The sequence below is a fragment of the Streptomyces sp. NPDC007095 genome (genome assembly GCF_040634475.1).
Classification (GTDB): domain Bacteria; phylum Actinomycetota; class Actinomycetes; order Streptomycetales; family Streptomycetaceae; genus Streptomyces.
The window spans coordinates 18,491-45,133 of the sequence record NZ_JBEYFS010000023.1 but is presented as its reverse complement, the minus strand read 5'-3'; the positions used below and the strand labels follow the sequence as shown (position 1 = coordinate 45,133).

Genomic DNA, 26,643 nt, shown 5'->3' with positions numbered 1-26,643 from the left:
GACCAGGCGGCTTCTTTCACCGCATGCGCCGCATCCTCCGCGTTCCTGGTCGGAATCGGGGAGACCGGTGACTGGTTGCGTCGACGCTGGGCAGCGCGTCGTGAACAGGCAGGGGCCGCTGCGAAGAGGTCCCGTTCGCGGTACGTTCAGGGGTGAGCCGGTGCTTTCTCTTTGGTGGCATGCCCTGATCAGTGTCGTGTGCATGCTGGGATTCCTTGGTGCCGCGAGCGTGGGGGCTGGGCCGGTGGGCAGAAGATCGGCTGGCTGTCTTCCGGCTGCGTCGCCGGCGGGGGTGCCATGCTGGGCGTCGGGCTGGTCATGGCGGGCCGGGCCCTGCTACCCGGTCGGCTACGGCGGGCGATGTTCCGAGTGTCTCCGCCCGAAGGACGGCACCGACGACCGGGTCAGCCGCGCTGAACTGCCCGCAAGGGCGCGGGAAGGTTCGTTGTTGAGCGACCGCGCTGGCACGCGGTCGCGGCAGCCGGCTCTGTCCACCAGGTCGCGCGGACGGAGCCAACCGCGCAGTTGCACGACCGGCGGCGGCCCGGGCTTCGATATTCGATCTATGTCGGCTACTTCCACGCGACGTCCCTGACTCAACAGGGCAAGCAACGGACCACCGGCTACTACCTGACGCCTTCAGCGGAGTCGGACCACAGTGACGACTGCGTGCCGGGTCGTGCCCGCCATAACCTCCACCACGACGTCGCCACCGGCGGGCGTGTAGGAGTCGCCGGCCTTCACGGACGCGCCCGGGCTGGGGGACCAGGCGCGTGGAGACGGCGGCCGCGAGCACCGTGGTCAGGCGCTGGGACAGCGCGACGCGTCCGTCGGACAGCCGTACGGGGAGGGCCTTCAAATGCCGGGCGGTGCCGGTGCACCCGACCACGGCCGCCTCGATCGTGTCCGCGTGACGGATCTTCAACCTCAACTGCACCATCTGGAGAACCGCTGGGCACTGTCGGGCGGATCGCCGCAGTGCCGTGTCGTGCTGATCCGTACCGGCGGGCCCACGTACTTCGTGAATGTGCCGAGCGACGGGAGTTGCCGTCCACAAGGCAACTCCCCGTAGTGATCAGTTGATTGCAAGCAGTGAATTTGCGAGTCGAGCTCGAGACGAACCGGAGATCGGTCGTGTCCGCGTCGCCGGCCTCCAGCCCGCTCCTCTCTCCTCGATTCGAAGGATGGCATCACATGGCTGAGAAGCGGCTGAAGGCATGGGGCAACAACCGCGCCGGGCAGCTCGGTGACGGAACCTGAACCGACTTCCGCACCACCGCCACCACCGTGCTCGGGCTGACCAGCGCCGAAGTGGTGAAGATCGCCGCAGGCTGCAGGGGCTCGGCCACCGGTCACGGGCTGGCGCTGCTGACCGACCGCACGGTGCAGTCCTGGGGTGCCAACGGCTCGGGCCGGCTCGGCGACGGCACCGTGTTCAGCCACAACGCGCCCGGCCAGGTCGTCAACCTCGCCGACGCCACCGACATCGCCGCAGGCGGGACGCACAGCCTGGCCCTGCTGTCCGACCACACCGTCGTCGCCTGGGGACGCGACAACTACGGACAGCTCGGCAACGGCACCAACGCGGACAGCAGTGTCCCGGTCCGAGTCGAAGGACTCAACAAGGTGATCGCGATCGCCGCCGGCCTGAACCACAGCCTGGCACTCCGCGAAGACGGCACCGTCTGGGCCTGGGGCCACAACGACAACGGCCAGCTCGGCGACGGCACCACCGCCAGCAGGAACGTCGCCGCTCAGGTGAGCGATCTGACCGGCGTCACCCTGATCGCCGCCGGAGCCGACCACAACCTCGCCCTGGTCGGCGGCCCAGGCAACGGCGGCGTCGTGATGGCCTGGGGCCACAACGCCACCGGCCAGCTCGGCGACGACAGCTCCACCAACCGCTACACCCCTGTCAAGACCCAGGACGCCTGGTCCGGCGAGGTCTCGTGGATCGCGGCCGGCTGCAACCACAGCGTGGCCGTCACCGGCACCGACAGCACCCTCCATACCTGGGGCCAGAACACCTCGGGCCAGCTCGGTGACGGCGCCACCGACCAGCGGAACACCCCTGTGCCCGTGCCGGGCCTGACCGGTGTTCAGCTGGTGAACGGAGGCCGGGAACACACCCTTGTTCTGCTCGGCGACAACACGGTCCGCTCCTGGGGCTCCAACGGTTCCGGCCAGCTCGGCAACGGCACCACCACCGACAGCAGCACCCCGGTGACCACGCTCACCGCACTGACGGGAGCCGACAAGATCGCAGCCGCGATCGGCGGCGACTTCAGCCCTGACAACTGACACACCAGCGCACCACCTGCCTGGTACCGGCGCCTGCGCAAACCCGTGGCAAGGTCAGGCAATCGATACAGAACCTCATCGATTAATCAGGAGAAATCATGACCAGGCTGACCGAAACTGAAGCCGAAGCCGAAGCCGTGTTCGCGAAGTGGTCGTTCCGCTGGCCAGAGTTTGATGCCCCTCAAGGAAGGCATTCCGGGTCGGCGTTGATCGAGTCGGCGAACTCGCGTAGGAGGCCGATCAGAGCGTCGCGCTTACCGTCCGCCCGCTGGAGCCGGTTGATGAATACCATCGTGGCCATGTTCTCTCCTGGAGAGAATCTTCAGAGGACTTCGGCGCCCAAGGCGATCTCGAAGCCGGCGCCGTTGCGTGCCAGGCCCACCAGGAGGATGCCGGCCCATTCAAGGACGTAAGCCATTTCGAGCCCTCCTGCGTCGAGGGGCCGCATGTCCAAGCTCTCCAGAAACGTCGCGACGCGTGCCTTCGCCTCGGCGCTGTCGCCGGCGAAAAACACGTCCAAGGGCTTGTCTTCAGCAAGGACGCCGCGCAAGATCGAATTGAATGCCTTCACGACGTGTGTGCCCTCGGGGGCGGCGGCGGCAATCTGCTGGGACACCGAGTCGCCCGCGGTAGTCACGAGTCCGGTGACGTCGGCGTTGAACGGATTGGTGATGTCGACGAGGATCTTGCCGGACAGCGCATCGCCGTAGTGCGCGACCACTTCAACCACGCCGGTGTACAGGACGGCGACGATGACGATGTCACCCGCCGGCCTTGCCCCGAACGTGCCCACGGTGGCTCCGTTGCCGATCTGGTCGGCAAGTGCCTGAGCCTTGGCGGTGTTGCGGCTCATGAGCTCGATGGTGTGGCCGTGCTTCGCCGCCCGGGTGCCGATGGCGGTGGCCATGTTGCCCGAGCCGATTATGCTGATGGTGGTCATGACGTGTGCTCCTTCGTGGTGTCTGGATTAGTTGGTCGTGAGGGCCTTGCCGGCGTGAGAGGCCGGTGCGTCGAAGGTTCGCCCCACGCCTAGGTGTTGTAGTTCATGACGTTGTTGACACTCTTACCGCAACGAAGGCCATGGCCGCCCCGAAGCCATCGCGGTACGCCTGACCTGCCTGAGTCTTCGATTCGCCCATTGCGTCGAGCTGCCGATTCGACTCTGCGACGACCGATCTGAGAGCTGTTGCCGTCGCAGCTCGAAGCTCAGCAGCCAGCCGAGCACTTTCGGCAACGGCCCGGTCGTGAGCCTTGATCTGAGCAGCGAGCAGGACAGGCCACTCTGGGCTTACCGTTCGCCGGGTCTCCATTTCATCTGTGACTTTGGGCTGAGCGACCAGAATGCCGAGCACCGCTCGCACCAGCCGGTGCCGGGTGGTACCGCTCGCGGGTCCAGCCGGGCGGAGCAGTCCGGGCAGATGCCTTCATGCAGCGCAGCCCGCGCTACGAACTCGTGCCCGTCAGCGACGATCATCTTCAGAGGCGTTCCCGACTTGGCCATCTCCTGGTACTCCGTCGGGTCACCGTTCGCGCTCACGACGATCGCCTTCGAATGCGCTTGTCGTACCGCGTTGGCGGCGCCCAGCGCCCGGTCTCCGAAGCCGGCCTGGATCGCTGCGAGCCTGGGCTGCGCCTGCAGGTAGGAGGTGATGAACTCGTTGGACGCCTGGGTGGTCAGATCCTGCACCGTCAACGGCAATCTCTTCACGGTCTTCGACACGCCATGTCGTACTGCAAGGACCACAGCGACGCGAAGTCGGCCCCGACCTCCGCGCCCGGCTGGGCGCCCGACACCTACCTGCTCCAGTTCGGGTACCCGCCGGCGCGTCGCCGCGCCGCGCCAGACCGCCGTGCCGACGTTCGGCCTGCGCGCGGCGCGACGCTGACGACCACCGGCGCCGCGCTCAGATCACTGTGGTGCCGCCGTCGACAACCAGCTCCATGCCATTGACGTAGCTCGAGTCGTCCGAGGCGAGGAACAACGCGACCGACGCGATCTCCTCAGGGCGGCCCATCTCTCGCCGCGGGATCACGGACTCGAACTGCGCCTTCATCTCCGCGTCCATCACCTCCTCCAGAATCGGCGTGGCGACCTGGCCGGGGGTCAGTACGTTCACCCGGATCTTCCTGTCCCTCAGCTCGGACACCCACACCCGTGCGTAGGCGGGCAGCACGGCCTTGCTCGCTGCGTACACACTCCAATCGGGGTAGCCCCGGAGCGAAGCGTTCGACCCGGTCATGAAGATCGAGCCTCCATCGTTGAACAGCGGCAGCGCCTTCTGAACCGTGAACAGCGTGCCGCGCGCGTTCAGCGAGAAGGCGGCATCGAACTGCTCCTCGGTGATCTCGCCGAGCCTGCCCTGCTCGCCCATCCCGGCACTTGCCCACAACACGTCGACCGTGCCCTTTTCCTGCTTGACCGTCTCGAACAAACGGTCCAGATCGTCGAGGTCGGCCGAATCGGCCTGCAGGCCGGTCACGTTCCGGCCGATCAGCTTGACGGCTTCGTCCAGCGCGTCCTTCCGCCGGCCCGAAATGAAGACGTGAGCTCCTTCGTCGACGAACAACTTGGCACCAGCCAGCGCCATACCACTTGTCGCGCCTGTGATCACCGCAACCTTGCCATCGAGCTTTCCCACGACCACTCCATCTGATTGCCATGGCGATGTTATGTACACCGATCTGGATGCTTAACGTACCGGTCGGCCGCATCGGGCGCAAGCTATGCACACCGAGCGGTACCCACCTGGGCTACACTGGGCGTGTGACGGAGTTGGAGAAGGGGCCGCGAGGCCTGCGCCGCGGCAGGGGCGCACGAGAGCGCATCCTCAGCGCTTCACAACAACTGTTCCGCGATCAGGGCATCAACGGCACCGGCATGGACCAGCTCTGCGCGGTGGCCGAGGTGTCCAAGCGCACGCTTTACCAGCACTTCGCCGGCAAGGACGAGCTGATCGCCGAATGCCTACGCCGATTCGATCCCGACATCCTGCCCGAAGTGTTCGACCGCACCGACCTCACACCTCGCGAACGCCTCCTCGCCGCGTTCGACGTGCACGCGCCCCTGTGCCCGTTCATCGCGGCGGCCGTCGAAATCCCCGACCCGGGCCACCCGGCACGCTTGCAGGCTCGCGACTACAAGAAAGCCTTTGCCGCCCGGCTCGCCGATACCGCCCGCGAGGCCGGCGCCACCAACCCCGAACAGCTCGGCGAGCAACTGGCGCTGCTGCTGGATGGCGCCTCGGCCCGCAGCCGAGTCCTCAACACCGAGACCCTCGCCACCGCCGCCGCCATCGCAGCCGTCCTCGTCGACAACGCCATCCCCACGGCAGCGGTACCGGCCGGCGCAAGCGCTGTCGAGCAGCACGGCCAGGATGACGATGACGCCGGCCGGGGTGGCGCCCCGCGTTCCGGCCGTGGCGCCGTTGCCGAGCACCCTGGCCAGGGCCACATCCTTGACCGCATCACGGAGCAGATGTGATCGGAGAGCTTCAAGACGTCACCGAAGCCGTCGGTGTCGCCGTGCACCAGGCTGGAGTTGTACGCCGTGAAGACCGCGAAGCGGCCGTCGGCGCTGAATTGCGGTACGTCTTCGTGGGGCCGAGATCATGAGACAAAACAGACTGGCCCACGAGTGAGGCAGACCTGAGGCCCCGGCTCTGGGCACCAAGCAAGGCCCTTTTCAGTTCCTCGCCCGCCACCTGCGCCATGGCAGTAGCGAAGGCCAGTTCGGAAAGAACAACCGTCGCCACGCAGCCGGGAGTCCATCAGCGCCGGCGAACGGCGGGTCGTTGGACAAGCTGGTCCAGGCGCCCTGCGCACCGTTCGCGAAGTAGGCCATGGACGACTTCGCGGGCCAGGACCTGTTCACCATGAAGAGCGAAGTCGCCGAGACGGTGTGGCGAGCCGTGCACGACACGACAGGCCGGCTGTGATCCCGGCCGGTCCCGACGCGGTCCGGCTCGCCCAGGCGAAGTGATCAACCAGCAGGCAAAGTGACGCGGCACTGATGCCACGAGCCGGCCCTGCGCACACGCACGGGCCGGCCCGCTGTCCGGCACCAGCACCGATCCCTGTCGACCTCAGGCATCCGTGCGCCGTATGTGCAGGTGGCCATCGCGAGGGAAGGAGGGTGGCGCCGCGGGCAGGACGCTGTCGAAGTCGTACCGGCTCTTCTGCGCAACCCGGCACGACGCCGGGTTGTCTTCCTGGTGCAGGAGTTCGAGACGCTCCAGCCCGTCGGCTTCGAAGGTGCCGAAGGCCCAGCTCGTGAGAGCCTCCAGAGCGCGGGGGGCCACTCCCCGCCCGCGAGCGTGCGCCGCGGTCCAGTAGCCCACCTCGGCCGCCGGTTTGCCGGGGGCGACTTCTTTGAGGACGACGTTGCCCAGCAACTGTTCGCGAACTGGACCGGATTGTGCCTCAAGGACGGCGAAGCTGAACCGCTCTTCCGCTGTCCAGCTCCGCTGCTGGGCCTGGACCCACCGTGCCCCGTCAGCATCGTTGTCCACGACATGGCTCGTCCAGCGGCGCAATCCGGGATCCCGGCACGCCTCGACCAGAGCGGCAACGTCCTGCATGCACCAAGGGCGAAGAACGAGAGCGGGAGAGGCCGGCGTCGCGGCCACCTGAAGTACGACGGAGGCAGTCACCAACTGATCATATGAGGCGCGGCGTTCTCACCGCTGCGCGAGGGCAGACACGCCCCGTTGGAAGGCCGCCTGCGCCTTGCCCAGGCCCGTTGTCAGTGGCGGCGCGTATGGTCCGATCATGAGCATTCCCGCCGTTGAGGACTCGTGGGGCCGTATCGACGCGTGGCTGCTGCGGCACGCGCCCGTCAGCCATGCCCTGCTGCGCCCGCCGGCGTCGCCGTCGGCCATCAGGGCAGCCGAGCGCGCGCTCGGGGTCCGCTTCCACTCCGACCTGGTGGCCTCGCTGAGCTGCCACGACGGAGTGGAACTCCAGCCGGGGGCACCCGTGTTGGCGTACTACGGTCCGCCGTCCTGCGCCGCGGACATCGTCAAGAGCACCTCGTTCCTGCGCGGTATCAGCGCGGACGTCCCGGACGACGACGTCCTCGGCGAGGATGACGAGGACGACGACGGACTCGCCACGTACTGGCATCACGACTGGCTGCTCATCACCCTTGGCATCGGCTGGCAGTCCTCCGACGGCCTGTTCCTCTCCTGCCACCCCGGCCGCAACTGGGGCCGCCTCGGCCATTACTTCGACGAGGACATTCCCACCTTCACGGGGTGGGCGTCCCTGCGCCACGCACTGGCCGACCTCGCGGACGCCCTGGAAAGGGGCCGCCCGTTCGACGGCCGGACACCGCTGGCGTACGAGGGTGCCCTGCTGTGGGAGGACGAGACGACCGCAGTCCCCGACCCGGTCTCCCCGCTCGCGCTGGCCGCCGAGTCCGCCGAACCGGATCCGGAGCCACCGGTTCCCTCGGAGCCGCTCTTCGTTCCGGTGGGCCAGTCGGACGGCGTGTACCTGGCCATGGTCCGGCACAGGACCCCTCCACCGCCCCCGCCGACCCAGCCCGACGTCGTCTTCGCGGAGCACCTCACCCCGGCCGAACTACTGCGCAGGTTGGGCGCGATCCCCGACACCGTCCACCCGCGCACACGCGCCCGGGCCCAGAAATCGGCGGACTTGCCGTGGGCGGCGTACCGTCCGATGGTCCGCGCGGGCAGCGTCGGCGGATGGGCCTACGCGACCCAGGAGGGTGGTGCCGCCCAGTTCACCCGCCCGGAGGTGCTGCGCAGGGTGTCCTCGGGCACACGCGCGGTCGCCCTGACCAGACGGGGGCCCGAGGTCCAGGTCACGGTCGCCGAGGACGGCGTACCGGGGCCGGAGGGCGTGCGTCATGTCCTGTCGCCGCGCGAGGGCGGCGGTGACTCCTGGCCCGGGTCGAGGGCCGCGTACGCCCGCTTCCTGGCCGAACTGGAGGGGGAGTTCGGCATCACGTACCGGCCGGACGACGACACCGACGCGGAACTGACGAGCGCACTGCTCCTGCCCGTGCTGGAGGACGTCGACCGGGCCGCGAACCGGTACGTCGGCCAGGTCCGGAACTTCGACCTGGCCGCACTGATCGAACGGACACCGCCTGCCCGACTGCGTACGGCGATGGTCGCTCAGTTGGGGCGACTGGCGGCGGAGACCCGGTTCGACATGTACGACGAGGTGAGCGACGCGCTGGCCCGCACCGCCCGCGGCGAGACGGTCGACCTCACCCCGGACAGCCCCCTGGACGCGCGTATCCGCACACTCACCGCCGAGGCATGGGCGGCCCGGCAGATGGTCAGCGGGCAGCGCGCCTGGCGCGACGACAACGGCCCCGTGACGCAGTCCGATTTCAGCGCGTGGGTCCTGCGCGTGGAGGCGGCCCGCGCACTGCGCGAGTTCGTCCATGCGGGGGCGCCGACGGCTGCCGCGACGATCCTGAGTCGGCGGATGTCCGCCCACTGGAGGACGGAGTTGGCGGCTGACCTGGAGGGATGAGAAGACGAGTGCCGAGGACAGAGGGCTCTATGGGTGGGTGTCTCCGGAGCGTGTCATGCGCAGGCCGCTCCTGCCGGACCTTACTGAGGCTTCAAGGGACGGATCTGGCACTGCCCTGCAAGTTGTCGCCCGCACCGGCCGGGGTGGATCCGACGCGCGGGAATGCGGTGGCCGGGTGTGGGAGCGGCCGCAGCAGGCGGTGCCACAGCGAGCCGGAGGGTGATATTTGCGTGTCTGTCGGCCGCTTCGGGCGTTGGGCCGGGCATGAAGATCACTCGCTTCGGCCTCATCCTCGCAGCGGCGCTTTCCGTCGCTCCCCTTGCAGCCGCAGTGCCGGCCGGCGCGGCGACTCGCGGAGTCGATTCCCACTGCGGCAAGTACGTCTGCGTCATGACTGCACATCAGAACAAGTTCGTCCAGGACATCACCGTCTACACCAAGGACGGCCTGCCTGGGACTCTGCGTGCCTACTGGGGCGAATTCCGCTCCCCTCGAGTCAGCGCCGCATCCCACAAGTGGACGGTGGGCTACGAGCAGTCCAACCGTCTCGTCTGCGGCGGCCTGGACCGGGACGGCCGCACCATCGAGGACAACATCTGCGTCACCATCTAAACGGTTGGGCGTGACGTTTCAGGTCAAGTGACGGACGGGGAAAGGCCGTTGGCGTCTCCCCGCTCCGAAGCCGTTCGGATCCGCACGTCCGGGATCGCCGCACGCCCGCACCGCTCCGTACCATTGGGCCCGTTCGGCGCCGTACGGGTGTCCGGGCCCAGGGAGTGCGTCAGTGAGTCCCACCGCTTCGAGCCGGCGTCATCGGGCATCACCTGCTGAATGGAAGTACGGCAGCACACAATCCGGCGCCGAGCCTTGGACGATGTCCTCGCAGCGCGGGCGCAAGCTCCCGTACCTCTGCGATCCCGGAGGTTCCGAACTGCGCCGACGCGGCCGCGTGTGCGGGCCTGTGGCGGTCAGAGGGATGCGGGGAAACCCAGGTCCGGGCCGGCCACCGTCTCGGCCGGGTCCGGCCAGCGGCTCGTGATGACCTTGCCGCGCGTGTAGAAGTGCACGGCTTCGCTGCCGTACATGCGGTGGTCGCCGAACGCCGAGTCCTTCCAGCCACCGAAGGAGTGGTAGCCCACCGGCACCGGGATCGGCACGTTCACGCCGACCATGCCCGCCTCCACCTCCAACTGGAACCGGCGGGCCGCGCCGCCGTCGCGGGTGAAGATCGCGGTGCCGTTTCCGTACGGGGAGCCGTTGATGATGTGCATGGCCTCCTCGTAGGTCTCCGCGCGGAGCACGCACAGGACCGGCCCGAAGATCTCGTTCCGGTAGGCGTCCGAGTCCGTGCTGACCTTGTCGAGAAGCGAGATGCCCATCCAGTGGCCGTTCTCGAGGCCCTCGACGGTGAAGTCCCTGCCGTCGAGCACCACTTCGGCTCCCTGAGCCGCCGCGCCCGCGACATAGTCCGCGACTTTGTCGCGGTGCGCCTTGGTGATGAGCGGGCCCATCTCGGACGTCGGGTCGTTGCCCGGGCCGATCCTGACCTTCGCGGCGCGCTCGGCGATCCGGGACACCAGCGCGTCGCCCGCCGAGCCGACCGCGACCACCACGGAGATGGCCATGCAGCGCTCGCCCGCGGACCCGTAGGCGGCGGACACGGCGGCGTTGGCCGCAGCGTCGAGGTCTGCGTCGGGCAGCACCAGCATGTGGTTCTTCGCGCCGCCGAGGGCCTGGACGCGCTTGCCGCCGGCGGCCGCCCTGCTGTGGACGTGGCGGGCGACCGGCGTGGAGCCGACGAACGACACGGCCGCCACGTCCGGGTGGTCGAGCAGCGCGTCCACCGCGACCTTGTCGCCGTGCAGGATGTTGAGCACACCGTCGGGCACGCCGGCCTCGGCCGCGAGTTCGGCGAGGAGCATGGACGCGGACGGGGCCTTCTCGCTCGGCTTGAGGACGAAGGTGTTCCCGCAGGCGATCGCCATGGGGAACATCCACATGCCGATCATCGCGGGGAAGTTGAACGGCGAGATTCCGACGACCACGCCGAGCGGCTGGCGTATCGACGCCACGTCGATGTGGCTCGACACCTCGGTGGACGTGTCACCCTTGAGCGCCATGCCGAGCCCGCAGGCCAGTTCGACGATTTCCAGGCCCCGGGCCACCTCGCCCAGCGCGTCCGAGTGGACCTTGCCCTGTTCAGCGGTGATCAGCGCGGCGATGTCGTCGCGGCGCGCGTCCAGCAGCGCGCGGTAGCGGAAGAGGATCGCGATCCGCTGCGCGAGCGAGGACGTGCGCCAGGTGGCGTAGGCCTCCTTCGCCGCGGCGACCGCGGCGTCGACCTCGTCGGCGCCGGCCATCGCGACCTGCGTGGTGACCTCTCCTGTCGCGGGGTCGGTCACGGGGCCCCAGGCGCCGGAGGCGCCTGAAGCGCCTCCGAAGGGCTTGCCACCGATCCAGTGGGTGACGGTTTTCATCGGCGGGACTCCTTCAAAGGTGACGGTGGCGGGCGGTGAGATTCCTGTCGCTCACTTCACGGGCCTTGACTGCGGCCGGACGGACCGCAGGCTCGGCCACGGGCGCGCCCCCACGGCCCCGAGGGCGGGACTGCTGACATGGAATGTACTGTTCCGACCTCCACGTACAGGCGCTTCGGAGCCTCGCGGCCCGAAGTGCCTCCCGCAGGTCCCACACTGTCGTGGTGTGGGTCACTCAACAGCTTTGTGGCTATGGACCCTGCGCGGCCCGGTACAGCGTGCACAGCCGGGTACGCGGGTACGCGGGTGCGAGTGTGCAGCGGGATACCGCATGATCGAACGGTGCTGATCGAACCGGTGAAGGTCGCAACATGCGCGTCGGGTCGGTCCGGAGCCGTGGGCGTGCTGTGGCCGCTCTGCGCTCGCGTCAGCCGAAGTGCAGGACCTGGGAGTTCGATCCAGCGGCGTACGACTGCCAGGAGGTCAGGCCCTCCCCATTGGGGGAGCCGGTGCCAAGTCCTCAGGCTCGCAACCGAGATCGACCTTGCCCTGCTCGGCGTTCAAGCGGAAGCACTGCTGTGGATCACCGTCGCACCCGGCGGCCTCGAACAGGCCGGACAGGAACTCGGCCGTCACCCCCAGGTCCGCTTCACCGCTGCCACCACCGGGTCAAGCAACCTCCTGGTGGCCGCCGCCGCAGCCGATCTCAACGCTCTCTACACCTTCCTCACCGTCTCGATCGGCACTCTCGAGCACATCACCGGCATCGAGGTCACCCCCATCCTGACCACCGTCAAGCGGACCGGCCTGGTCCGCCCCGGCAGTATCTGAATCCGCGATCCAGGGAATCCGACGACACCGACAGGGGACACGCGCACCCTCGGATCGGGAAACCTGCGGGTCAGCGTCGTTTGACGAACCGAATCGTTCGGGCTTGGGTCTCAGCGAACCCAGTCGCGCGGCCGAGTGCGCCGGGGGTGCTGATAGCGAGCCGGTCACCAGAAGGCCAAACGTCGGCGCCGTGGCAGCGAGGGCGGTCGGCCCGTCGGCTTCGACCAGAAGGTGCAGCGCCGTAGGAACCAAGGGAGGTCCGGCCAGCCCGCCGGTCGCCGGTCCAGCAGAATGCCTCGCTTGTGCTGGACGTCCGGCCCCACAACAGGAGCGAGAGCCGCTCCGTAGGCACGGACAACGTGGCTACGGGAGTTTTGGGACCGTGGGTCCTTGAGGCACCGGTGTCCGTGGCCTCTGGCCGCAGCGTGTGCTGGGGCGGATGTGCTCGGCCGCGTGCCGTCTGCCTTGGCGCCATCGTGTCGAAGACCTCCGCCACCCCTTACCGCCTCAGCACCGCCGGATCGCGCGGAGCCGACTGGGGTTTGTGGTCACGGTGCTGTTCGGTCTCGGCGGCTGCCACCCGCACCTTCGAACTGCCCAGGCACCCTGCCAGGTCATGCAGCGTCCACTCGCCGCAGTGCTCTTCGGTACGGACAGGTCGCCGTCGAGGCATGCGCGGAAGGCGTTGAGATCATCGCGCAGATGGTGAAGCAGAGAAGCCGAGTCCATGACAGGCGCCGCAGGCATGCGGACTCGCCGGGCGCCCAGGCCGCTGCCCGGTATCAACGATGGACGCGAGCATCTGCGCACCCCGCTGCCCATTATGTGGACCTGTCGGACAGGCCCTACGCGGTGCTGCCCGTGCGCAGGACTGTGGCGCGGAACGATGCCACGAGGGGCCGCAGGTCGACTCGGTGCCATGCGGCCCACAGCTGGATGCATGTGTCGTGCCAGGGAAGCTCGCGCACCGCGACATCCTCAGTAGTGGCGCGCACCATGCTCTTTTGCACGAATGCGAGTCCGAGCCCGGAGGCGACCAGGCCGAGCGCGGTCAGCGGCTCGGCGGCGTCGAGGCGGATGTCGGGCGTGAAGCCGGCTGCCGTGCAGGCGGCGACGAACGTGTCGCGCCAGGCGGGGTCCTGGGCATTCCCGACTGCGATCCACGGCTGACCGTCGAGGTCTCCGGGAGTCACTTTCTCCTGGCTGGCGAGCGGATGTCCTGCGGGCAGGGCGAGTAGCAGCGGGTCCTCGAGCAGAGGTGCGGCCAGCAGGTCGGGGTCATCCGCGGTCGGAGGTTCATGGACGAGCGCGATGTCGAGGCTGCGCTGCCGCAGACCTTCGAACTGCTCGGTCGGCGGAAGGTTGTACAGGGCGATGTGGATGCCGGGGCGTTCGTTGTGCAGAGCGCGCAGTGCCCCGGGCAGGATGCCGGTGTGCATGGCGTCTGCGACGTAGCCGATGCACAGTCCGCCCTCTTCTCCGCGGCCCAGCCGACGGCCCAGGTTCTCCAGACGATCCGCATGCCGCAGTAGCGCGCGGGCTTCGGCCAGGAAGACCTGGCCGTCCCGGGTGAGCCGGATTCTCTGCTGGCCGCGTTCGAACAGGGCAAGGCCCAGGTTCTGCTCGAGTTGTGCGATCTGCCGGCTGAGCGGTGACTGGGAGATGTGCAGCCGCTCGGCGGCCCGGCCGACGTGTTCGGTCTCGGCGACGGCGACGAAGTAGCGGAGTTGCCGCAGGTCAAGCATGTCAGACCTCTAGGGACTCAAGTGTGTCCAAGTAAGTCTTGGACAGTCTCAAGTCTAGATCCTAGCCTCGAACGTGCCAGACCGACGGACCGCGCAAACGGCGCAGAAAGCACATCCGTCGCCACTCGCACAGCAAGGATCCGCACCATGTCCATCAAGTCCTTCCTGCCCGGCCGCCTGGGCTTCGGCACCGCACCGCTGGGCAACATGTTCCGGGCCATACCCGACGAGGAGGCCGCTGCCACCGTGGACGCCGCCTGGGGCAACGGCATCCGCTACTTCGACACCGCGCCCTTCTACGGAGCGGGCCTGTCCGAGATCCGGCTCGGTGAAGCCCTGGCCGACCGCCCCCGCGACGAGTTCGTCCTGAGCACGAAGGTCGGCCGCGTCATCCTCGACGAGATCGAGGACCCCTCCGCCCGCGACCTGGGCGAGAAGGGCGGACTATTCGAACATGGGCGCCCCAACAAGATCGTCAACGACTACTCGGCCGACGCCACGCTGCGCTCCATCGACGACAGCCTCAAGCGGCTGAAGACGGACCGCCTCGACATCGTGTGGGTGCACGACGTCGCGCAGGACTTCTACGGCGACGAGTGGCTCGCCGCATACGAGACCGCCCGTACCGGCGCGTTCCGGGTGCTGCAGAAGCTGCGCGACGAAGGTGTCATCCGGGCCTGGGGCCTCGGGGTCAACCGGGTCGAGCCCCTGGAGCTGACGCTGGACCTCGACGAGCCGAAGCCGGATGCGTTCCTTCTCGCCGGCCGCTACACGCTGCTTGACCACGAGCGGGCCCTGCAGCGGCTGCTGCCGGCGGCGAAAGCCCAGAACGTCGACATCGTCGTCGGCGGACCGTACAGCTCCGGCGTCCTGGCCGGCGGGCGGCACTTCGAGTACCAGAAGGCCCCCGCCCCTGTCATCACCAAGGTGGAGCGCATCAAGGCACTCGCAGGGCAGCATGGCGTCGGCATCAAAGCGGCAGCGCTGCAGTTCTCCCTTGCTCATCCCGCGGTCGTCGCGGCCATCCCCGGCGCCTCCCGGCCGAGCCGCATCGCAGAGGACGTCGCCGCACTCGGCGAGAAGGTCCCGCCGGCTTTCTGGACGGCTCTGCGCACGGAGGGGCTGATCGCTCAGGACGCCCCCGTACCCAGCGCCTGACCTCTACCTCACCTGTTCAGGAGACGACCATGGCGACTACGGCCGCGACCATCGACATCCCCGCGCCCGCCGCGCGCGTCTGGCAGCTCATCGGCGGGTTCGACTCCCTGCCTGACTGGCTGCCCTACATTCCCAAGAGCACGGTCAGCGAGGGCGGTCGCGTGCGTAGCCTCACGAACGAGGAAGGCGGCGTCATCGTCGAACGCCTCGAAGCGTTCGACAACCAGGCGCGCACGTACAGCTACTCCATCCTCCAGGCCCCGTTCCCTGTCACCGGCTACCGCTCCACCCTCACCGTGCACGAGGTGCCCGGCGGGCAGGCCCGTGTGGAGTGGTCCGGCACCTTCACACCGGCAGGGACAAGCGATGAAGAAGCGGTCGCCCTGTTCCACGGCATCTATGCCGAGGGTCTGGCCGCGCTGAAGAAGACACTCGACGCGTGAATACGACACGGGATGCCCGGTAGCGCCCACCGGCGTCCCGTGGTGCCCGACGGGCGTCAACTGAGGGTCCCGGCTCGATCCATGGCGAGGAGAGGAAGTATCTGCCCCGCGACCAGCTGCACCGGCCGGCCTGTCAGGCAGGCTGCCCGCCGACCCGGGTTCCGCGATCGGCGCGCGTTCACCGCGCACAGACGGTCGTGGGGCCCGGGCCCGCTTCATCGAAGGAAAAAGGGAAGGCGAAACAGCATGAGCGGACCTGCCAAGGTTTACCTGCTGTGGCACGTACACCACCAGGTCGAAGAAGTCGGAGCGATTCGGCATTTCACAGATCCCGATGACTTCTGGTCCGACGAAGAAGCCGGTGAAACGATGTCAAACACCTCGGCACCTGTTCAAGCCGCGAGGTCGCGCAGAAACGCATCGAACGGGCCCGGAGTCTTCCCGGTTTTGCCGACGAGCCCGACTGCTTCTATATCGAAGAGGCGGTGATCGATGAGGACCAATGGGCAGAAGGGTACGTAACGGAACCCTGGCAGCGCAGGGCTCGGAGGGAATCAACTTGTGGGTTTTGAGACTTGACCTCGCAGGTCAGCGCGTCACTCGCTCGCATGTTGTTCCTCTGTGAGCCCTTACAACGGCTGACGCAATGAGCCGAGTTGTCGGTGGGTGATGAGGCGGCAGGCCAGTGGAAAGGGTCTGCGCCATGGCCCGCGGCCACCGCAGGATCTCCAGGAGCCCACAAGCCCCGATGACCACGCGGCGGCCGTCCCTCTTGTGGGCTGGGCCCTCAGCTCGGTTGCGACGTCGAGCTCGCGTGTCAGGCGGTGAAGCCGCCGTCGACGTGGATCGAGGCTCCGGTGATGTACGCGCCGTCCGCACTTGCCAGGTGGGCGACGGTGGCCGCGATCTCGGCCGGTTCCGCATAGCGGCCGACAGCGGTGAAGCCGGCGATCATCTCGGCGTTCGGCCCGTCGGCGGGGTTGGCGTCCGTGTCGGTCGGGCCGGGGTGCACCAGATTGACGGTGATTCCACGCGGGCCGAGTTCTCGGGCCAGGCCCTTCGTCATCCCGGCCAGAGCCGTCTTGCTCATCGAGTACAACGCCAGTCCGGGGAAGACCGCACGCTCGGCGACATTGCTGCCGATGCTGATGATGCGGCCGCCCTGATCCATATGACGCACTGCCGCCTGGGACGCTGCGAACGGTGCCCGGACGTTCACCGCCAGAGTGCGGTCGATCTCTTCCGACCCCAGGTCTTCAAGTGGGCCGACGAGGAAGACGCCGGCGTTATTGACCAGGATGTCGAGTCTGCCGAGCATCGCGGCGGCCTCGTCCACCGCGGCGGTGAGTGCCTCAGGGACCGCGCTGTCGGCTTGGATGGCAAGGGCCCGGCGCCCCCTGGCCTTGATCTGCTCCACGACCTCGTCGGCGCGTTCCGCGCTGTTCTCATAGGTCAGGACGAGGTCGGCGCCTTCTTCGGCCAGTCGTAACGCCACAGCGGCACCGATACCCCGGCTTCCGCCCGTGATCAAGGCCGCGTTTCCTTCAAGTCGGTTCATGACGTCGAGCATTGCCGGTACCAGTGCCGGAAGCTGGCGGGAATCCGACCTGGCGTTCAACCGCCGGGTAGGCACCCTCTGACGGGTGGGGCTGTCGGGTGTCGCAGGGAGTGTCGAATAGGAGGGCTCCCGATCGACGTGAGAGCAAAGGAAGTAATCCCAGGACGTCAGGAGCAACCCCATCGTGACCGTAACCGCGGATATGGCCATCTCCCTCGACGGCTGCATCGCCGGCACCAATGTCGCCATCGACAACCCGGGAGGCGACGGTGCCGAGCCGCTCTTCGAGTGGATCCACAACCTGGCGAGCTGGCGGGAGCGTCAGGGCATGACCGGCGGGGAGGAGAACCGCGACTCGGTGCTGATGCAGGAGTGGTTCGATGCCACCGGAGCGGTGGTCATGGGGCGGATGATGTACGACACGGGGGAGGAGTTCTGGGGTGACAACCCGCCGTTCAGGGCTCCGGTGTTCGTGCTCACCCACCGTCCCCGGCCGGCGCTGGTCAAGGAGGGCGGCACCACCTTCACCTTTGTCACCGACGGCATCCACAGCGCCCTCGACCAGGCGAAGGCCGCGGCCGGGGACAAGAACGTCGACATCGCGGGCGGGGCGAGAACGGTGCAGCAGTACCTCAGGGAGGGACTCGTCGACGAGCTGCAGCTGCACGTGGTGCCCGCGCTGCTCGGAGAGGGACTGCGGCTCTTCGGGGGACTGGGCGCCGGGCGGCGGAACCTCGAGCCGGTCAGGGTGGTCGACACGCCCCTCGCCACCCACCTGAAGTACCGCTTCGTGAAGTGACTCGGCACGGATGAAGCTCGGCCCCGGCAGCCCGCTACTGGTGCCGGGACCGAGGGCCTTCGGCGGTGTAGGACGAAGTCCCGTGCAGGACGAGGGGGAGAGACGCGGCGTCGGCAAATGGCTCGGGTCCCGGTTGTCCGCCGGAGTCGCAGACAGGTCTTAGGTGTCCTGCTACGTAGTTCCCCTGATGCCCCTGGTCTCTCAGGCTCCGTAGGGTCGTGGGTGTCGGGCCCGGACCGAGTGCGCTGCGCCGAGGCTCGGCCGGACACACCGGTCCCGCACTGACGGAGTGAGCATGAGGACGAAGCCCCCGAGCCTGCTGTACCGGCTCCGCGCGAACGGATGGCTGGAGCTGTTCGTGGCGGGTGCCTCAGGTGTGGGGTGCGTGGGGCTGCTGATCGCGGGTGCCTCAGGCGCCGTCTCCCCATGGTGGTGCGTGGTCGTGGTGCCGTTGTCGGTGTACATGGTGGTCTTGTCGTCGGACCTGCGGATGACGAGGTCGTCGGTGGACCCGTTTCCGGTGTAGTCGCCTGCCGTGATGGTTTGCGCGTGTGCCCAGCTGCTGTTGGAGGCCAGCAGTTGCCGCGTGGGGTCGAAGTACCCGCTGTGGCGGATGTTCCCGGAGGCCAGGAGCCTCGCGTGCTGCCAGGTGCCCGCCGAGCCGGGCAGGACCGGGCTGCCGGTCGACGGCTGGTAGGGCGGTCTCGCGCCCACCGTGCGATGGGCGGCGGCGTCGTTGAACAGGCTCTGGGCGTCCTTGCCATAGATGGGCGCGTACGTCACCCAGTCGTCGTTGGTGTCGTTGCCACCTCCGTTGTACCCGCCGGTGTTGCCGATGACCTTGCCGGTGCCGGTGGTGCGGTTGTAGTTCTCGATCCACGGGCCGCCGGAGACCCCTCCGTAGAAGCCGGTGCAGGTCATGCGCACCTGCCGGTAACCGGGCAGGCGCGAGGTGGTGACGTGGCATCGGATCGCCTGGTGCTTCGAATTGACGCGTTCGGAGCTGGGGTACCCGATGACCGTGACGTTGTGGGTGTAGTTGGTGGTGGGCGTGAACGTCAGAGCGCCCGTCACGTCCTCCACTTTGCCGCGGCTGTTGCGATCGACCTGCGCGAAGGCCAGGTCGAGGTCGGAGGTGGGCTTCTTGGTGTTCGCCGCGTAGCGCGGATCGATGTACGTCTGTGACACCGGGAAGACGCCGCGCGGCTGGTTCGCGGCGGACAGCCCGTCGCGGTACTGCGGCACGAAGATGCGGTGGGTGGCCCTCTCCAGACCGCGGCCGCAGTGCCCGGCGGTCAGCACGATGTCATGGGCGGCCGTGTGCACCACGCTGCCCGTGCAGTACGTGCTCTTGCCGCCCAAGGGCTTGCCGTCGTAGAAGAACGTGCCCACCATCGGGTGGCCGCCGAAGTGCTCGGGATGGGGCGTGCCGGTCGGTGGCGTGCTGCGCGCGCCGATGTGGGGCGCCGACGCTGCGGGAGCCCGGCCGGGTGGGCTGTCTAGCGGGACCGCGTTGTCCATGCGGCCGGCAGTCCAGTACTTCTCCTCCTCGCTCAGGCTTGGGCCGCCGGAGGAGGTCGGGGAGACAGACGGGCGGCTGGGCTGGGCGGGAGTCGGCGTCGCCGAGGGGGCAGGCGACACTGCCGCCGCCTCGGGCCCCGTCGGACGGGCCACCGCTGCACCGGGGACCGGCGGCACCGGTTTACCGGTAGCGGCAAGCGCCTGGCCCGTACCGAGTATGCCCGCGCACAGGCCGAGCGCTAGGGCCGGAATCCATCTGGAACTGGAACTCAACGAGGTGTCTTTCCGTCTTGGAGAAAGCCGAACGGCGGGCAATACCGATCTCGTATAATAGGACATGTGTTCGACATGGCGGTGAGCAGCTTAGCGTCATCTGCAGCTTGACGCGGCGTCACAACACAGACAGGCGAGGCCTTGGACCGATTCGGCATCGCGGCAGTGGTGGCACTGCCGCTCCTCCTGGCCGCCGGACCCGCCTCCGCCGCCGGACCCGCCTCCGCCGCCGGACCGGCACCGCCGCCGTTCGGCAGTGTCCGGTCCGTGCATCCCGGCGACACGCTGGCCGTCACCGCAGCGAGCGGACAGGCCGTGAACGGCGACACCATTACCTCCCCGGTATTGCTGAAGGCGGGGCGGATGCGGATGACGGCCCCCGGCCGACGGCCGCCGTCACCATCGCCTGCGACGCCCGGCCCGGCACCTACCCGGTCACGCTGACCAGTGCCGGAGCCTCACGCCCGGCCGAGCACGGGGCCCCGTGGGCGCATGTACGCGTCGAACCGGCCGACGAGGCCGCGCGTCGCGCCTGCCGGGACAAGGTCAAGAAGATGCCCCTGCCCGACCGGGAGGAACACCGGGCGGCGAACACCACCTGGCCCCAGTCGGAATGGGATGTCAGGTCTTTCCGCGCCGGCAGTCGCGTCACGATCACCGGCAATGACGACGAGGGGCTGGACGGGGTCATCGCCCTTGGAGCTCGTACCAATTGGCACGAGCTCGCAAAAAGACGACCGCGATACGGCTGTCATCACCCCCACGGGCGGCGGGAGCTCAGGCCGGTGCGGTCTCCTTCGCCTTCACCAGAGCAGCGAACTGGGAGCGCCGGCGACCGGTGCGGCCAAGCGGTCGTGTCGGTCCCGGACGGCCGCAGCAGATCGAACGCGGAAGCGCACGGGTTCGCGGATTCTGGCAGCAGCCTGACCGGGAAGCCGTTCGCCAATCCGGTGTGCCCGACGCATGGCTGCGGGTTCGACCCCGACGCGGCACGTCGACGCCGTCGTCGTCGCCCAACCAACTCCTGTCTGAGGCTCACGAGTTCCGGGACGAAGACATCACCCGGCCGTCTCCCCTCAGGCACGAGAACCTCGACGTGCCGGGCGGCCCCAGTTCATCGCGCCGACTGGGGCGGCGCTGGTACACCGTGACGCGGCGGCCGCGTTCGCTGGTTTCGGAGCAGCGGACGAAGCGTGCCTGCAGGACACGTTGTTTGGCCCGGTCGCGATCTGTCATGGCGGATGGCGCGCTCTCGTCGCTGACGACGACGATGCGATGTACGGCCAGCATGGCGTGCGCTATCTGTTCCGGGGTGCCCTCCACACCGTTCAAGGTGCCGGATTCCAGCGGGCCGCGGACCAGCGCCAGATCTCTGATGCCGGTGAATTCGGCGGGCGAGACAAGGGAGGTGTCACGGCGTGCCGCGGGGATGTACAGCACCACGTCCCCAGCCTCACGGACCGCAGCGACGTTCTCGGCCGTGGACAGCACGTCGTCTGCTCGACCGGCCGCACTGCGCAGTGACAACTCGACGGGAAGCAGCCCGAGAAAGGCGAGAGCCATCACCACGACGATCAGTCGGCGAGGTGGCGTGCGGACTCGGAACGCGAGTGCGCGGCACGCCGCGCCGATGAGGAGGGCGAGCCCGAGGTGGCTGAACAGGACGTAGCGGGTCAGGTAGACGGGATGGGCCAGAGAGACAGCGAGCAGTAAGAGTGGAGGAAGGACCAGCAGTGGCAGGGCAACCGTGGTGAGCGGGAGCCGGGTGCCGCGAGGCGTGCGGTGGTCCCCCCTCGTGCGCGCGAGCCATGCGCAGAGCGCGCCCGCGAGCAGTGTCAGTAGGAGGCCGAGCAGTGTGCTCCGGTTGAGCGGGGGGATCCAGGCGACCTGTGCCGACTGTGCCTTGCTGGCCGAGACGAGGGGCATCGTGCCGATCACGGCGGCAGACGAGGCGACTGCCCATCGCAGGACGGTCCCGCGGGGCAGGCGTGCGAGGGCAATCGTCACTGCGTGTGTGAACAGCGCCAGGAGCGAGAACCAGTTGAGCAGTGCACCCGTCAGCACAGCCATGCTGTACGCGACCCAGTGGCCGGCGTCCGGGCTGTCGACCGCCGCGACCAGCAGCCAGCAGGCCAGTGCCACACAGGCCGCGACCAGAGAATACGGACGTCCCTCCTGCGCATACTGCTGGACCGCGGGGATCGGGGTGAAAGCCAGGCCCGCGGCCAGCCCCGTGCACCGGTCGGCCAGTCGGGTACCCAGGAGGGTGACCAGGGCGGCGGCGCCGGCCATGGCCAGAACGGAGGGCAGTCGCAGGGCGAGGAGACTGTCTCCGAAGACGGCGAAAACGCCGTGCATGAACAGGTAGTAGAGGCCGTGGACGACATCGATCCGGTCCAGCAGGTGCCAGATCTCGGGAACGGTCCTGTGGGCCACCTGCCACGTCGCCGCCTCGTCGCGCCACATGCTGTTCTCGCGTCTGATCCCCCACAGGCCAAGGAGAAGGGTGAGGGCTGCCGGACCGACCGCGGCGGATATTGTTTTGGGCATGACAAACCCTGGATCGGTGCGAAGGAGGAGGTGAGCGGAACGCCAGCCTGTCGCCGGACGATCCCGATCATGTGCAGCACGCTAGGCGGCGGGCGGGATCGACGTCGTCGCCCACGATGACGATCGAGGGGGTCCGCCGCAGGAGCTACGGTGGCGCCTGATCAGGCCGTTGGGCGTAGTCCTCCAGTGCCAGGCTCCTCCAGTGCCAGGCCGACCGGGAACAGCAGGGACATATCAACGGCGGGCGCCGCCGAGGCGGCGCTGTTGTTGTTGGGGCATGCGGATCTACGCTGACGATCGCTTCTCCTTCTTGACAGGGGTTGGCCGGGACTCATGTCGCGATATAGCGTTAGTCCTCTCGTCGTGCCGCTAGTTGCATCACGCGAAGACCTTCGACAGGACCAGGACGGAAGCATGTCGCAGGAGATCTCGCCCACCGGGAAGCACTCCGGCCCCGGCTCGTCGCCCGAGTTACGGGCCTCTCATGCGGACCGGGACCGGGTGGTGGACGTGCTGCGTGTCGCGGCGGGGGACGGCCTGCTGACCGCGGCCGAGTTGGACGAGCGTCTGGAGGCTGCTCTGTCGGCGCGCACTGTCAGCGAACTGACGCCGCTCACCGCTGACCTGCCGCCCCTGTCGACCTCGACCGGCGCGGCTGTAGCAGAGGTCAAGGATGTGCTCCGGATCGACCGGAGGTTCAGTGCGGTCGAACGTGTGGGGCGCTGGGTGGTGCCGCGGAGGCTGGAGCTTGCAGTGGAGTGGTGCGAGGTGACACTCGACTTCACTCAGGCGGTGATTACGCAGGACACCTTGCGGATCGACGTAGACATGCAAGGCAAGACCCTGACGCTGATCACCAAGCCGGGCATCGTGGTCGATGCCGATGCCCTGACCCTGGAACACAGCAGGGTCAAGATCCGTCAGGCTCCGGCCCCTGGTGCGCAGATCGCGCTGCGAGTGGAGCTGGTCGGCAAGAAGAGCTTCGGCCGCGTCGTGGTGCGGTCCCCACGTCGGACGCTGGGACAGTGGCTGCTGCGCAAGCCCGCGTCCTTGCCTGCTGGTGATTGACTCGTGGAGCCATTCTGGGCGTGCACCGCTTGGGAAGACTCGAACAGCTCGTCGTCCTTCGCCTGGACGGTAGGCGGGACTTCGTAGGTGGACCTGGTGGCGGTCCTGTCGAGGGCAGGGTTGCCTGTTTGTGGCCTGAGGGCTGCAGAGAAGGGTGAGGCGGCGACCTGCGTCATGCTGGCGCTGGTTCCCGGACCGGTCGGCGCTGGTAGGGGTACTGGAGGGGCGTCGAGGGCAGCGGTCACGCACCAACCGTTTTCGGGTCCGCCTGCCCGTCCGTCCGCCCGTCCTACTGGCCGTAGTCCGTGCCGCACAGACATGTCCGCGCAGCCGTCGGCCCTCCCGTGGGGAGGCCGGGAGGGACGGCGCGGCCCGCCAAGGTGACAGCACACGGACGGGCCCAAGGGCGGGGGCCTCCGCCTGAGGGCGAGAGGATCACCGCCGTCACAGCATGGCACTGGATTCGGCCAGGCGACAGGGTTATGGCCGGAATCCGACCGCAGTGGCCCGTCCTCGCCGTCCGGCCACTGCCCATGGCTGTGAGGAATGTGGCGGGGTCTGGCTGGGCCCCCGCCACACGTGGGAGGGCCAATCCTCGGAGTTGAGGTAGGGGTCGTACTTCTTCGCGCTCAGGAGGCCGTCGGAGCTCGGGTCCTTGAGGCTGATCTCGATCAGCCATCCGTCGCCGTACGGGTCTGTGTTGACCAGCTAGGGCTCGTCGTTCAGCCGGTCGTTGCGTGCGGTCACCTGGCCGGCGGCCGGAATGTGGGGCTCGGTGACAGCGTTCACCGATTCCGTGGAAGCGAACGGCTCGTATGCCTCGAACTCCGCGCCGATGTCGGGTTGTTCCACATGGACGAGGTCGCCGAGCCCCCTTTGGGCGTGGTCGGTGATGCCGACGCGGGCCTTGCCGCCGCTCATGGTGGGGGCCCATTCGTGGTCCTTCGTGTGTTTGAGGTCTTTGTGGATGTCCGGCACACCCCAAGGCTGTTGCGGAATGTGTGCATAAGATGATGAATTGGGTATGTCGGGTGAGTGTCGACTGGAGAATTCCTCCGTGCGGCTTCGAGTCTCTTACGGCCGGGCACGTCTGGCAGAGGACCGGCAGCAGTGCCTCGGAACCGGCGTGTAGCCGTGTGAGGCCGGCGGACCGCCGCCCCGGCAGGGAAGACAGGCCGCCGGCATCGACGTCTACGGTCGGCGGACGCGTACGGATGCGGCACACAACGCGGGGACTGCCACGCCCCTACCGCACGCGCACCGGCTGCCGGCTGCTCCGAGGTGAGTTCGCCGTCCGAGTGCACTTTTCCTGGCCTTCGCCGGGATCGCCGCGGCGCTCGTTTGCTTCCGGCGCCTCTTACGGCAGGCGTGAGGCAGCGGGCTGCCGTTACGGGATGTTCCAGGCGGCGATGAACGGCTGCTCGTCCTCGGTGGCCAGGAAGCTGAGCGTGCCTGGATGTGGATGGCCGAGCAGGCGGCTGGCGGACGCGTCGAGGCCGAGCCAGCGCACGGTGAGCACGCGCGCCAGATGACCGTGCGCGACGACGGCGACATCGCCGTCGCCCAACAGCGGCCGGATCCGGTCCAGCACCGCGTCCGTACGCGCGGCCACCTGCTGGATCTGCTCGCCAGGATGGTCGGCATCGCCGGGAATGACGCCGTCCCGCCACAAGTCCCAACCCGGCCGCATCTCCCGGATCTGCGCCGCGGTCAGGCCCTCATAGCCGCCGTAGTCCCACTCCATCAGGTCCGGATCGGGCCTGACGCCAGTCAGGCCCGCCAGCTCGGCCGTCCGCATGGCGCGGCTCAGCGGGCTGCTGAACACGGCAACCAGAGGGCGCCGGGCCAGCCTCGGAGCGAGCGCCTTCGCCGTGACCTCACCCGCGTCAGTCAGCGGAACGTCTGTACGGCCGGCGTGCTGGCCCGACAGGCTCCATTCGGTCTGACCGTGTCTGATCAATATCAGTTCACCCATGGTCGCGCACGGTATCTGACCATGACGCACGGCCGAACGCTCCTCGCTTTCGCCGCCATCAGGGCCGGGAACCGCTCGTACGCCGGATCACCACCCAGCGAGGAAGGACCCGGTGTGGCTGTCCGTTCAGTGGCTGCCGGTGAAGATCTCGCGGACCTCGCGGACTGCGTAGTAGACCAGCACGTAGCCGGCCGCCGGGTCGGCCCACCACCAGCCGACGGCGGTGTTCAGGGCCAGGCCGAGCAGGACCGCGGCGGCCAGCAGACCATCGATCAGCGTGACGCGGCCCTCGGTCTTGAGTACCGGGTTGTCCAGGGCGGTGCCGGTGCGGGCCTTGCCCGCGGCGAGGGCGAACATCACGACGGCGGTGACCGCGGTCCATCCGATGCCCAGCGGCGAATGGCGCGGGTGGTAGCCGGCGGCCAGCACCCAAGTGGACTGCACCAGCAGGTAGACCGCGAGCGCCCCGAATCCGACGCCGATCAGCCGTAGCGCGCGATGCTGACGTGCTTCACCGGTGCCCGACAGCTCCCAGATCACTACTGTCGAGGCGCCGATCTCGATCAGGGAGTCCAGTCCGAACCCGGCCAGAGCCACCGAGCGGGCGGAGACCGCCGCGACGGCAAGCACCACGATGCCGATGGAGTTCCAGGCCAGCGTGGTGTATTCCAGGACGAAGCCCTGGCGGAGCAGGGAATCGCGGGAGATCTCTTTCGGAGCGGTCACGTCCTGATTCTCTCAAGTCGGCTCTTGCCGCCGGCAGCCCCCCGTTGCTCGAGAGCGGCGGTCGGCGTCGCACTGCAAGCACCCATGTGGCACGTTGACGTCCACACCCGTGATCAAACGGCTGGAGCAGACAGGGGGGTGCCCACGGACTGCCCCGGAGCAGAGTCCAGACTCCCGTCATGAGCACCGAACGACGCCGACTCGGCACCGGCCCGAGCACCACCAGCAGCATGCCCCCGGCGGATGACTCCCCGCGGCTCCTGCCCATCGAACGAGCAGACCTTGCCGCACTCCTGCGGCCGCCGGATCTCAACGAGTTGGGGCCCACCCGGCCGATGCGTAGGCCGCTTCGCACCCCTCGTGCGGAGGACTGACCGACCGCCCTTGAACGCCCGGTCGTGCATCCGGCATCCTGTCGTGCTTCTTCGCGCGGCCCCGCCCGGGGCGCTGGTGTCACCTGCGTGCTTCTTCGCGCGGCCCCGCCCGGGGCGCTGGTGTCACCTGCCGGGCGACATCTGCTCGGCCGTTGCCTGCCCGTGAGGGGGCGGCATGTGTTCAAGTCTCCGTGTCGCCTCCGTGTCGCCTCCGCGTCGTCGTCCGTGCTGTTCGCCGGATCGATCCTTGCGGGCTCCCCGTCCGCGTCGACTCGCTGTTCGACCGTGTCCCCGGCCGGGACGTCGGCAGGGCCTGTCGGACACCGGCGGCGCGCGG

23 protein-coding genes and 1 pseudogene are annotated in these 26,643 nt (G+C 68.3%); 11 read left to right on the top strand and 13 right to left on the bottom strand.

What is annotated here, in order from left to right:
- Window positions 1-910: 910 nt before the first annotated feature.
- Both ABZ656_RS10945 and ABZ656_RS10940 read left to right on the top strand, forming a co-directional pair.
- Entirely contained in the window at window positions 911-1,072 is a 162-nt protein-coding gene (locus tag ABZ656_RS10945) for a hypothetical protein (protein WP_360266594.1), read from the top strand.
- Window positions 1,073-1,287: 215 nt separating this feature from the next.
- Complete coding sequence (locus ABZ656_RS10940; RefSeq protein ID WP_360266591.1) at window positions 1,288-2,301, top strand: hypothetical protein; 1,014 nt, start codon at window positions 1,288-1,290, stop codon at window positions 2,299-2,301.
- Between the two features lie 322 nt (window positions 2,302-2,623).
- On the opposite strand, the gene ABZ656_RS10935 is transcribed toward ABZ656_RS10940, so the two are convergent.
- The 3 genes from ABZ656_RS10935 to ABZ656_RS10925 form a co-directional block, all read right to left on the bottom strand.
- The gene (locus tag ABZ656_RS10935) at window positions 2,624-3,241 is read right to left on the bottom strand and encodes an NAD(P)-binding domain-containing protein (protein WP_360266588.1); all 618 of its coding nucleotides are present in this window, start codon (window positions 3,239-3,241) and stop codon (window positions 2,624-2,626) included.
- A gap of 348 nt (window positions 3,242-3,589) precedes the next feature.
- Entirely contained in the window at window positions 3,590-4,021 is a 432-nt protein-coding gene (locus ABZ656_RS10930) for a hypothetical protein (protein WP_360266585.1), read from the bottom strand.
- A gap of 184 nt (window positions 4,022-4,205) precedes the next feature.
- Complete coding sequence (locus tag ABZ656_RS10925; protein WP_360266582.1) at window positions 4,206-4,940, bottom strand: SDR family oxidoreductase; 735 nt, start codon at window positions 4,938-4,940, stop codon at window positions 4,206-4,208.
- Between the two features lie 125 nt (window positions 4,941-5,065).
- On the opposite strand from ABZ656_RS10925, the gene ABZ656_RS10920 reads away from it, so the two are divergent.
- The gene (locus ABZ656_RS10920; protein WP_360266579.1) at window positions 5,066-5,782 is read left to right on the top strand and encodes a helix-turn-helix domain-containing protein; all 717 of its coding nucleotides are present in this window, start codon (window positions 5,066-5,068) and stop codon (window positions 5,780-5,782) included.
- A 601-nt stretch (window positions 5,783-6,383) separates the two neighbouring features.
- Here the strand turns inward: ABZ656_RS10920 and ABZ656_RS10915 are convergent.
- Window positions 6,384-6,926, bottom strand: a complete 543-nt coding sequence (locus ABZ656_RS10915; RefSeq protein WP_360266646.1) for a GNAT family N-acetyltransferase — start codon at window positions 6,924-6,926, stop codon at window positions 6,384-6,386.
- A 142-nt stretch (window positions 6,927-7,068) separates the two neighbouring features.
- On the opposite strand from ABZ656_RS10915, the gene ABZ656_RS10910 reads away from it, so the two are divergent.
- Window positions 7,069-8,808, top strand: coding sequence for a hypothetical protein (locus ABZ656_RS10910; RefSeq protein WP_360266576.1), 1,740 nt, complete (start codon window positions 7,069-7,071; stop codon window positions 8,806-8,808).
- A 390-nt stretch (window positions 8,809-9,198) separates the two neighbouring features.
- The gene (locus tag ABZ656_RS10905) at window positions 9,199-9,420 is read left to right on the top strand and encodes a hypothetical protein (RefSeq protein WP_360266573.1); all 222 of its coding nucleotides are present in this window, start codon (window positions 9,199-9,201) and stop codon (window positions 9,418-9,420) included.
- A 356-nt stretch (window positions 9,421-9,776) separates the two neighbouring features.
- On the opposite strand, the gene ABZ656_RS10900 is transcribed toward ABZ656_RS10905, so the two are convergent.
- Window positions 9,777-11,285 carry a CoA-acylating methylmalonate-semialdehyde dehydrogenase gene (locus tag ABZ656_RS10900; protein WP_101402799.1) on the bottom strand — a complete coding sequence of 503 codons (1,509 nt, stop codon included), beginning with the start codon at window positions 11,283-11,285 and terminating at the stop codon, window positions 9,777-9,779.
- A 138-nt stretch (window positions 11,286-11,423) separates the two neighbouring features.
- Here ABZ656_RS10900 and ABZ656_RS10895 point away from each other — a divergent pair, with 138 nt between their 5' ends.
- Window positions 11,424-12,116 carry an Lrp/AsnC ligand binding domain-containing protein gene (locus ABZ656_RS10895; RefSeq protein WP_360266570.1) on the top strand — a complete coding sequence of 231 codons (693 nt, stop codon included), beginning with the start codon at window positions 11,424-11,426 and terminating at the stop codon, window positions 12,114-12,116.
- A gap of 70 nt (window positions 12,117-12,186) precedes the next feature.
- On the opposite strand, the gene ABZ656_RS10890 is transcribed toward ABZ656_RS10895, so the two are convergent.
- Together ABZ656_RS10890 and ABZ656_RS10885 are read right to left on the bottom strand one after the other, a co-directional pair.
- Window positions 12,187-12,591 carry a hypothetical protein gene (locus ABZ656_RS10890; RefSeq protein WP_360266643.1) on the bottom strand — a complete coding sequence of 135 codons (405 nt, stop codon included), beginning with the start codon at window positions 12,589-12,591 and terminating at the stop codon, window positions 12,187-12,189.
- A gap of 370 nt (window positions 12,592-12,961) precedes the next feature.
- Window positions 12,962-13,861: a LysR substrate-binding domain-containing protein gene (locus ABZ656_RS10885; RefSeq protein WP_101402801.1), complete on the bottom strand. Its 900-nt coding sequence runs from the start codon at window positions 13,859-13,861 to the stop codon at window positions 12,962-12,964.
- Between the two features lie 147 nt (window positions 13,862-14,008).
- Here ABZ656_RS10885 and ABZ656_RS10880 point away from each other — a divergent pair, with 147 nt between their 5' ends.
- On the top strand, window positions 14,009-15,019 hold the full coding sequence (locus ABZ656_RS10880) for an aldo/keto reductase (RefSeq protein ID WP_101402802.1): 1,011 nt from the start codon (window positions 14,009-14,011) through the stop codon (window positions 15,017-15,019).
- A 29-nt stretch (window positions 15,020-15,048) separates the two neighbouring features.
- Window positions 15,049-15,462 (top strand): SRPBCC family protein, encoded by a 414-nt coding sequence (locus ABZ656_RS10875; RefSeq protein ID WP_101402803.1) that lies wholly within the window; start codon window positions 15,049-15,051, stop codon window positions 15,460-15,462.
- Window positions 15,463-16,279: 817 nt separating this feature from the next.
- Here ABZ656_RS10875 and ABZ656_RS10870 read toward each other — a convergent pair.
- Complete coding sequence (locus ABZ656_RS10870; RefSeq protein ID WP_218978138.1) at window positions 16,280-17,020, bottom strand: 3-oxoacyl-ACP reductase family protein; 741 nt, start codon at window positions 17,018-17,020, stop codon at window positions 16,280-16,282.
- Window positions 17,021-17,204: 184 nt separating this feature from the next.
- Between ABZ656_RS10870 and ABZ656_RS10865 the strand changes: the two genes are divergently transcribed.
- Window positions 17,205-17,819 carry a dihydrofolate reductase family protein gene (locus tag ABZ656_RS10865; protein ID WP_360266565.1) on the top strand — a complete coding sequence of 205 codons (615 nt, stop codon included), beginning with the start codon at window positions 17,205-17,207 and terminating at the stop codon, window positions 17,817-17,819.
- A gap of 201 nt (window positions 17,820-18,020) precedes the next feature.
- On the opposite strand, the gene ABZ656_RS10860 is transcribed toward ABZ656_RS10865, so the two are convergent.
- Complete coding sequence (locus tag ABZ656_RS10860; protein ID WP_360266562.1) at window positions 18,021-19,460, bottom strand: trypsin-like serine protease; 1,440 nt, start codon at window positions 19,458-19,460, stop codon at window positions 18,021-18,023.
- 1,188 nt (window positions 19,461-20,648) lie between these two features.
- Complete coding sequence (locus ABZ656_RS10855; protein WP_360266559.1) at window positions 20,649-22,163, bottom strand: glycosyltransferase family 39 protein; 1,515 nt, start codon at window positions 22,161-22,163, stop codon at window positions 20,649-20,651.
- Window positions 22,164-22,577: 414 nt separating this feature from the next.
- On the opposite strand from ABZ656_RS10855, the gene ABZ656_RS10850 reads away from it, so the two are divergent.
- Entirely contained in the window at window positions 22,578-23,231 is a 654-nt protein-coding gene (locus ABZ656_RS10850) for a DUF1707 domain-containing protein (RefSeq protein WP_360266556.1), read from the top strand.
- A 480-nt stretch (window positions 23,232-23,711) separates the two neighbouring features.
- Here ABZ656_RS10850 and gcvH read toward each other — a convergent pair.
- The 3 genes and pseudogenes from gcvH to ABZ656_RS10835 all read right to left on the bottom strand — a co-directional run bounded on the left by gcvH (window position 23,712) and on the right by ABZ656_RS10835 (window position 25,932).
- Window positions 23,712-24,209 (bottom strand): annotated as a pseudogene (gene gcvH, locus ABZ656_RS10845) (glycine cleavage system protein GcvH).
- Between the two features lie 409 nt (window positions 24,210-24,618).
- Window positions 24,619-25,206, bottom strand: coding sequence for a histidine phosphatase family protein (locus ABZ656_RS10840; protein ID WP_101402809.1), 588 nt, complete (start codon window positions 25,204-25,206; stop codon window positions 24,619-24,621).
- Window positions 25,207-25,332: 126 nt separating this feature from the next.
- The gene (locus ABZ656_RS10835) at window positions 25,333-25,932 is read right to left on the bottom strand and encodes a cation transporter (protein ID WP_101402810.1); all 600 of its coding nucleotides are present in this window, start codon (window positions 25,930-25,932) and stop codon (window positions 25,333-25,335) included.
- A gap of 179 nt (window positions 25,933-26,111) precedes the next feature.
- Here ABZ656_RS10835 and ABZ656_RS10830 point away from each other — a divergent pair, with 179 nt between their 5' ends.
- On the top strand, window positions 26,112-26,306 hold the full coding sequence (locus tag ABZ656_RS10830; protein WP_129592201.1) for a hypothetical protein: 195 nt from the start codon (window positions 26,112-26,114) through the stop codon (window positions 26,304-26,306).
- Window positions 26,307-26,643 lie beyond the last annotated feature (337 nt).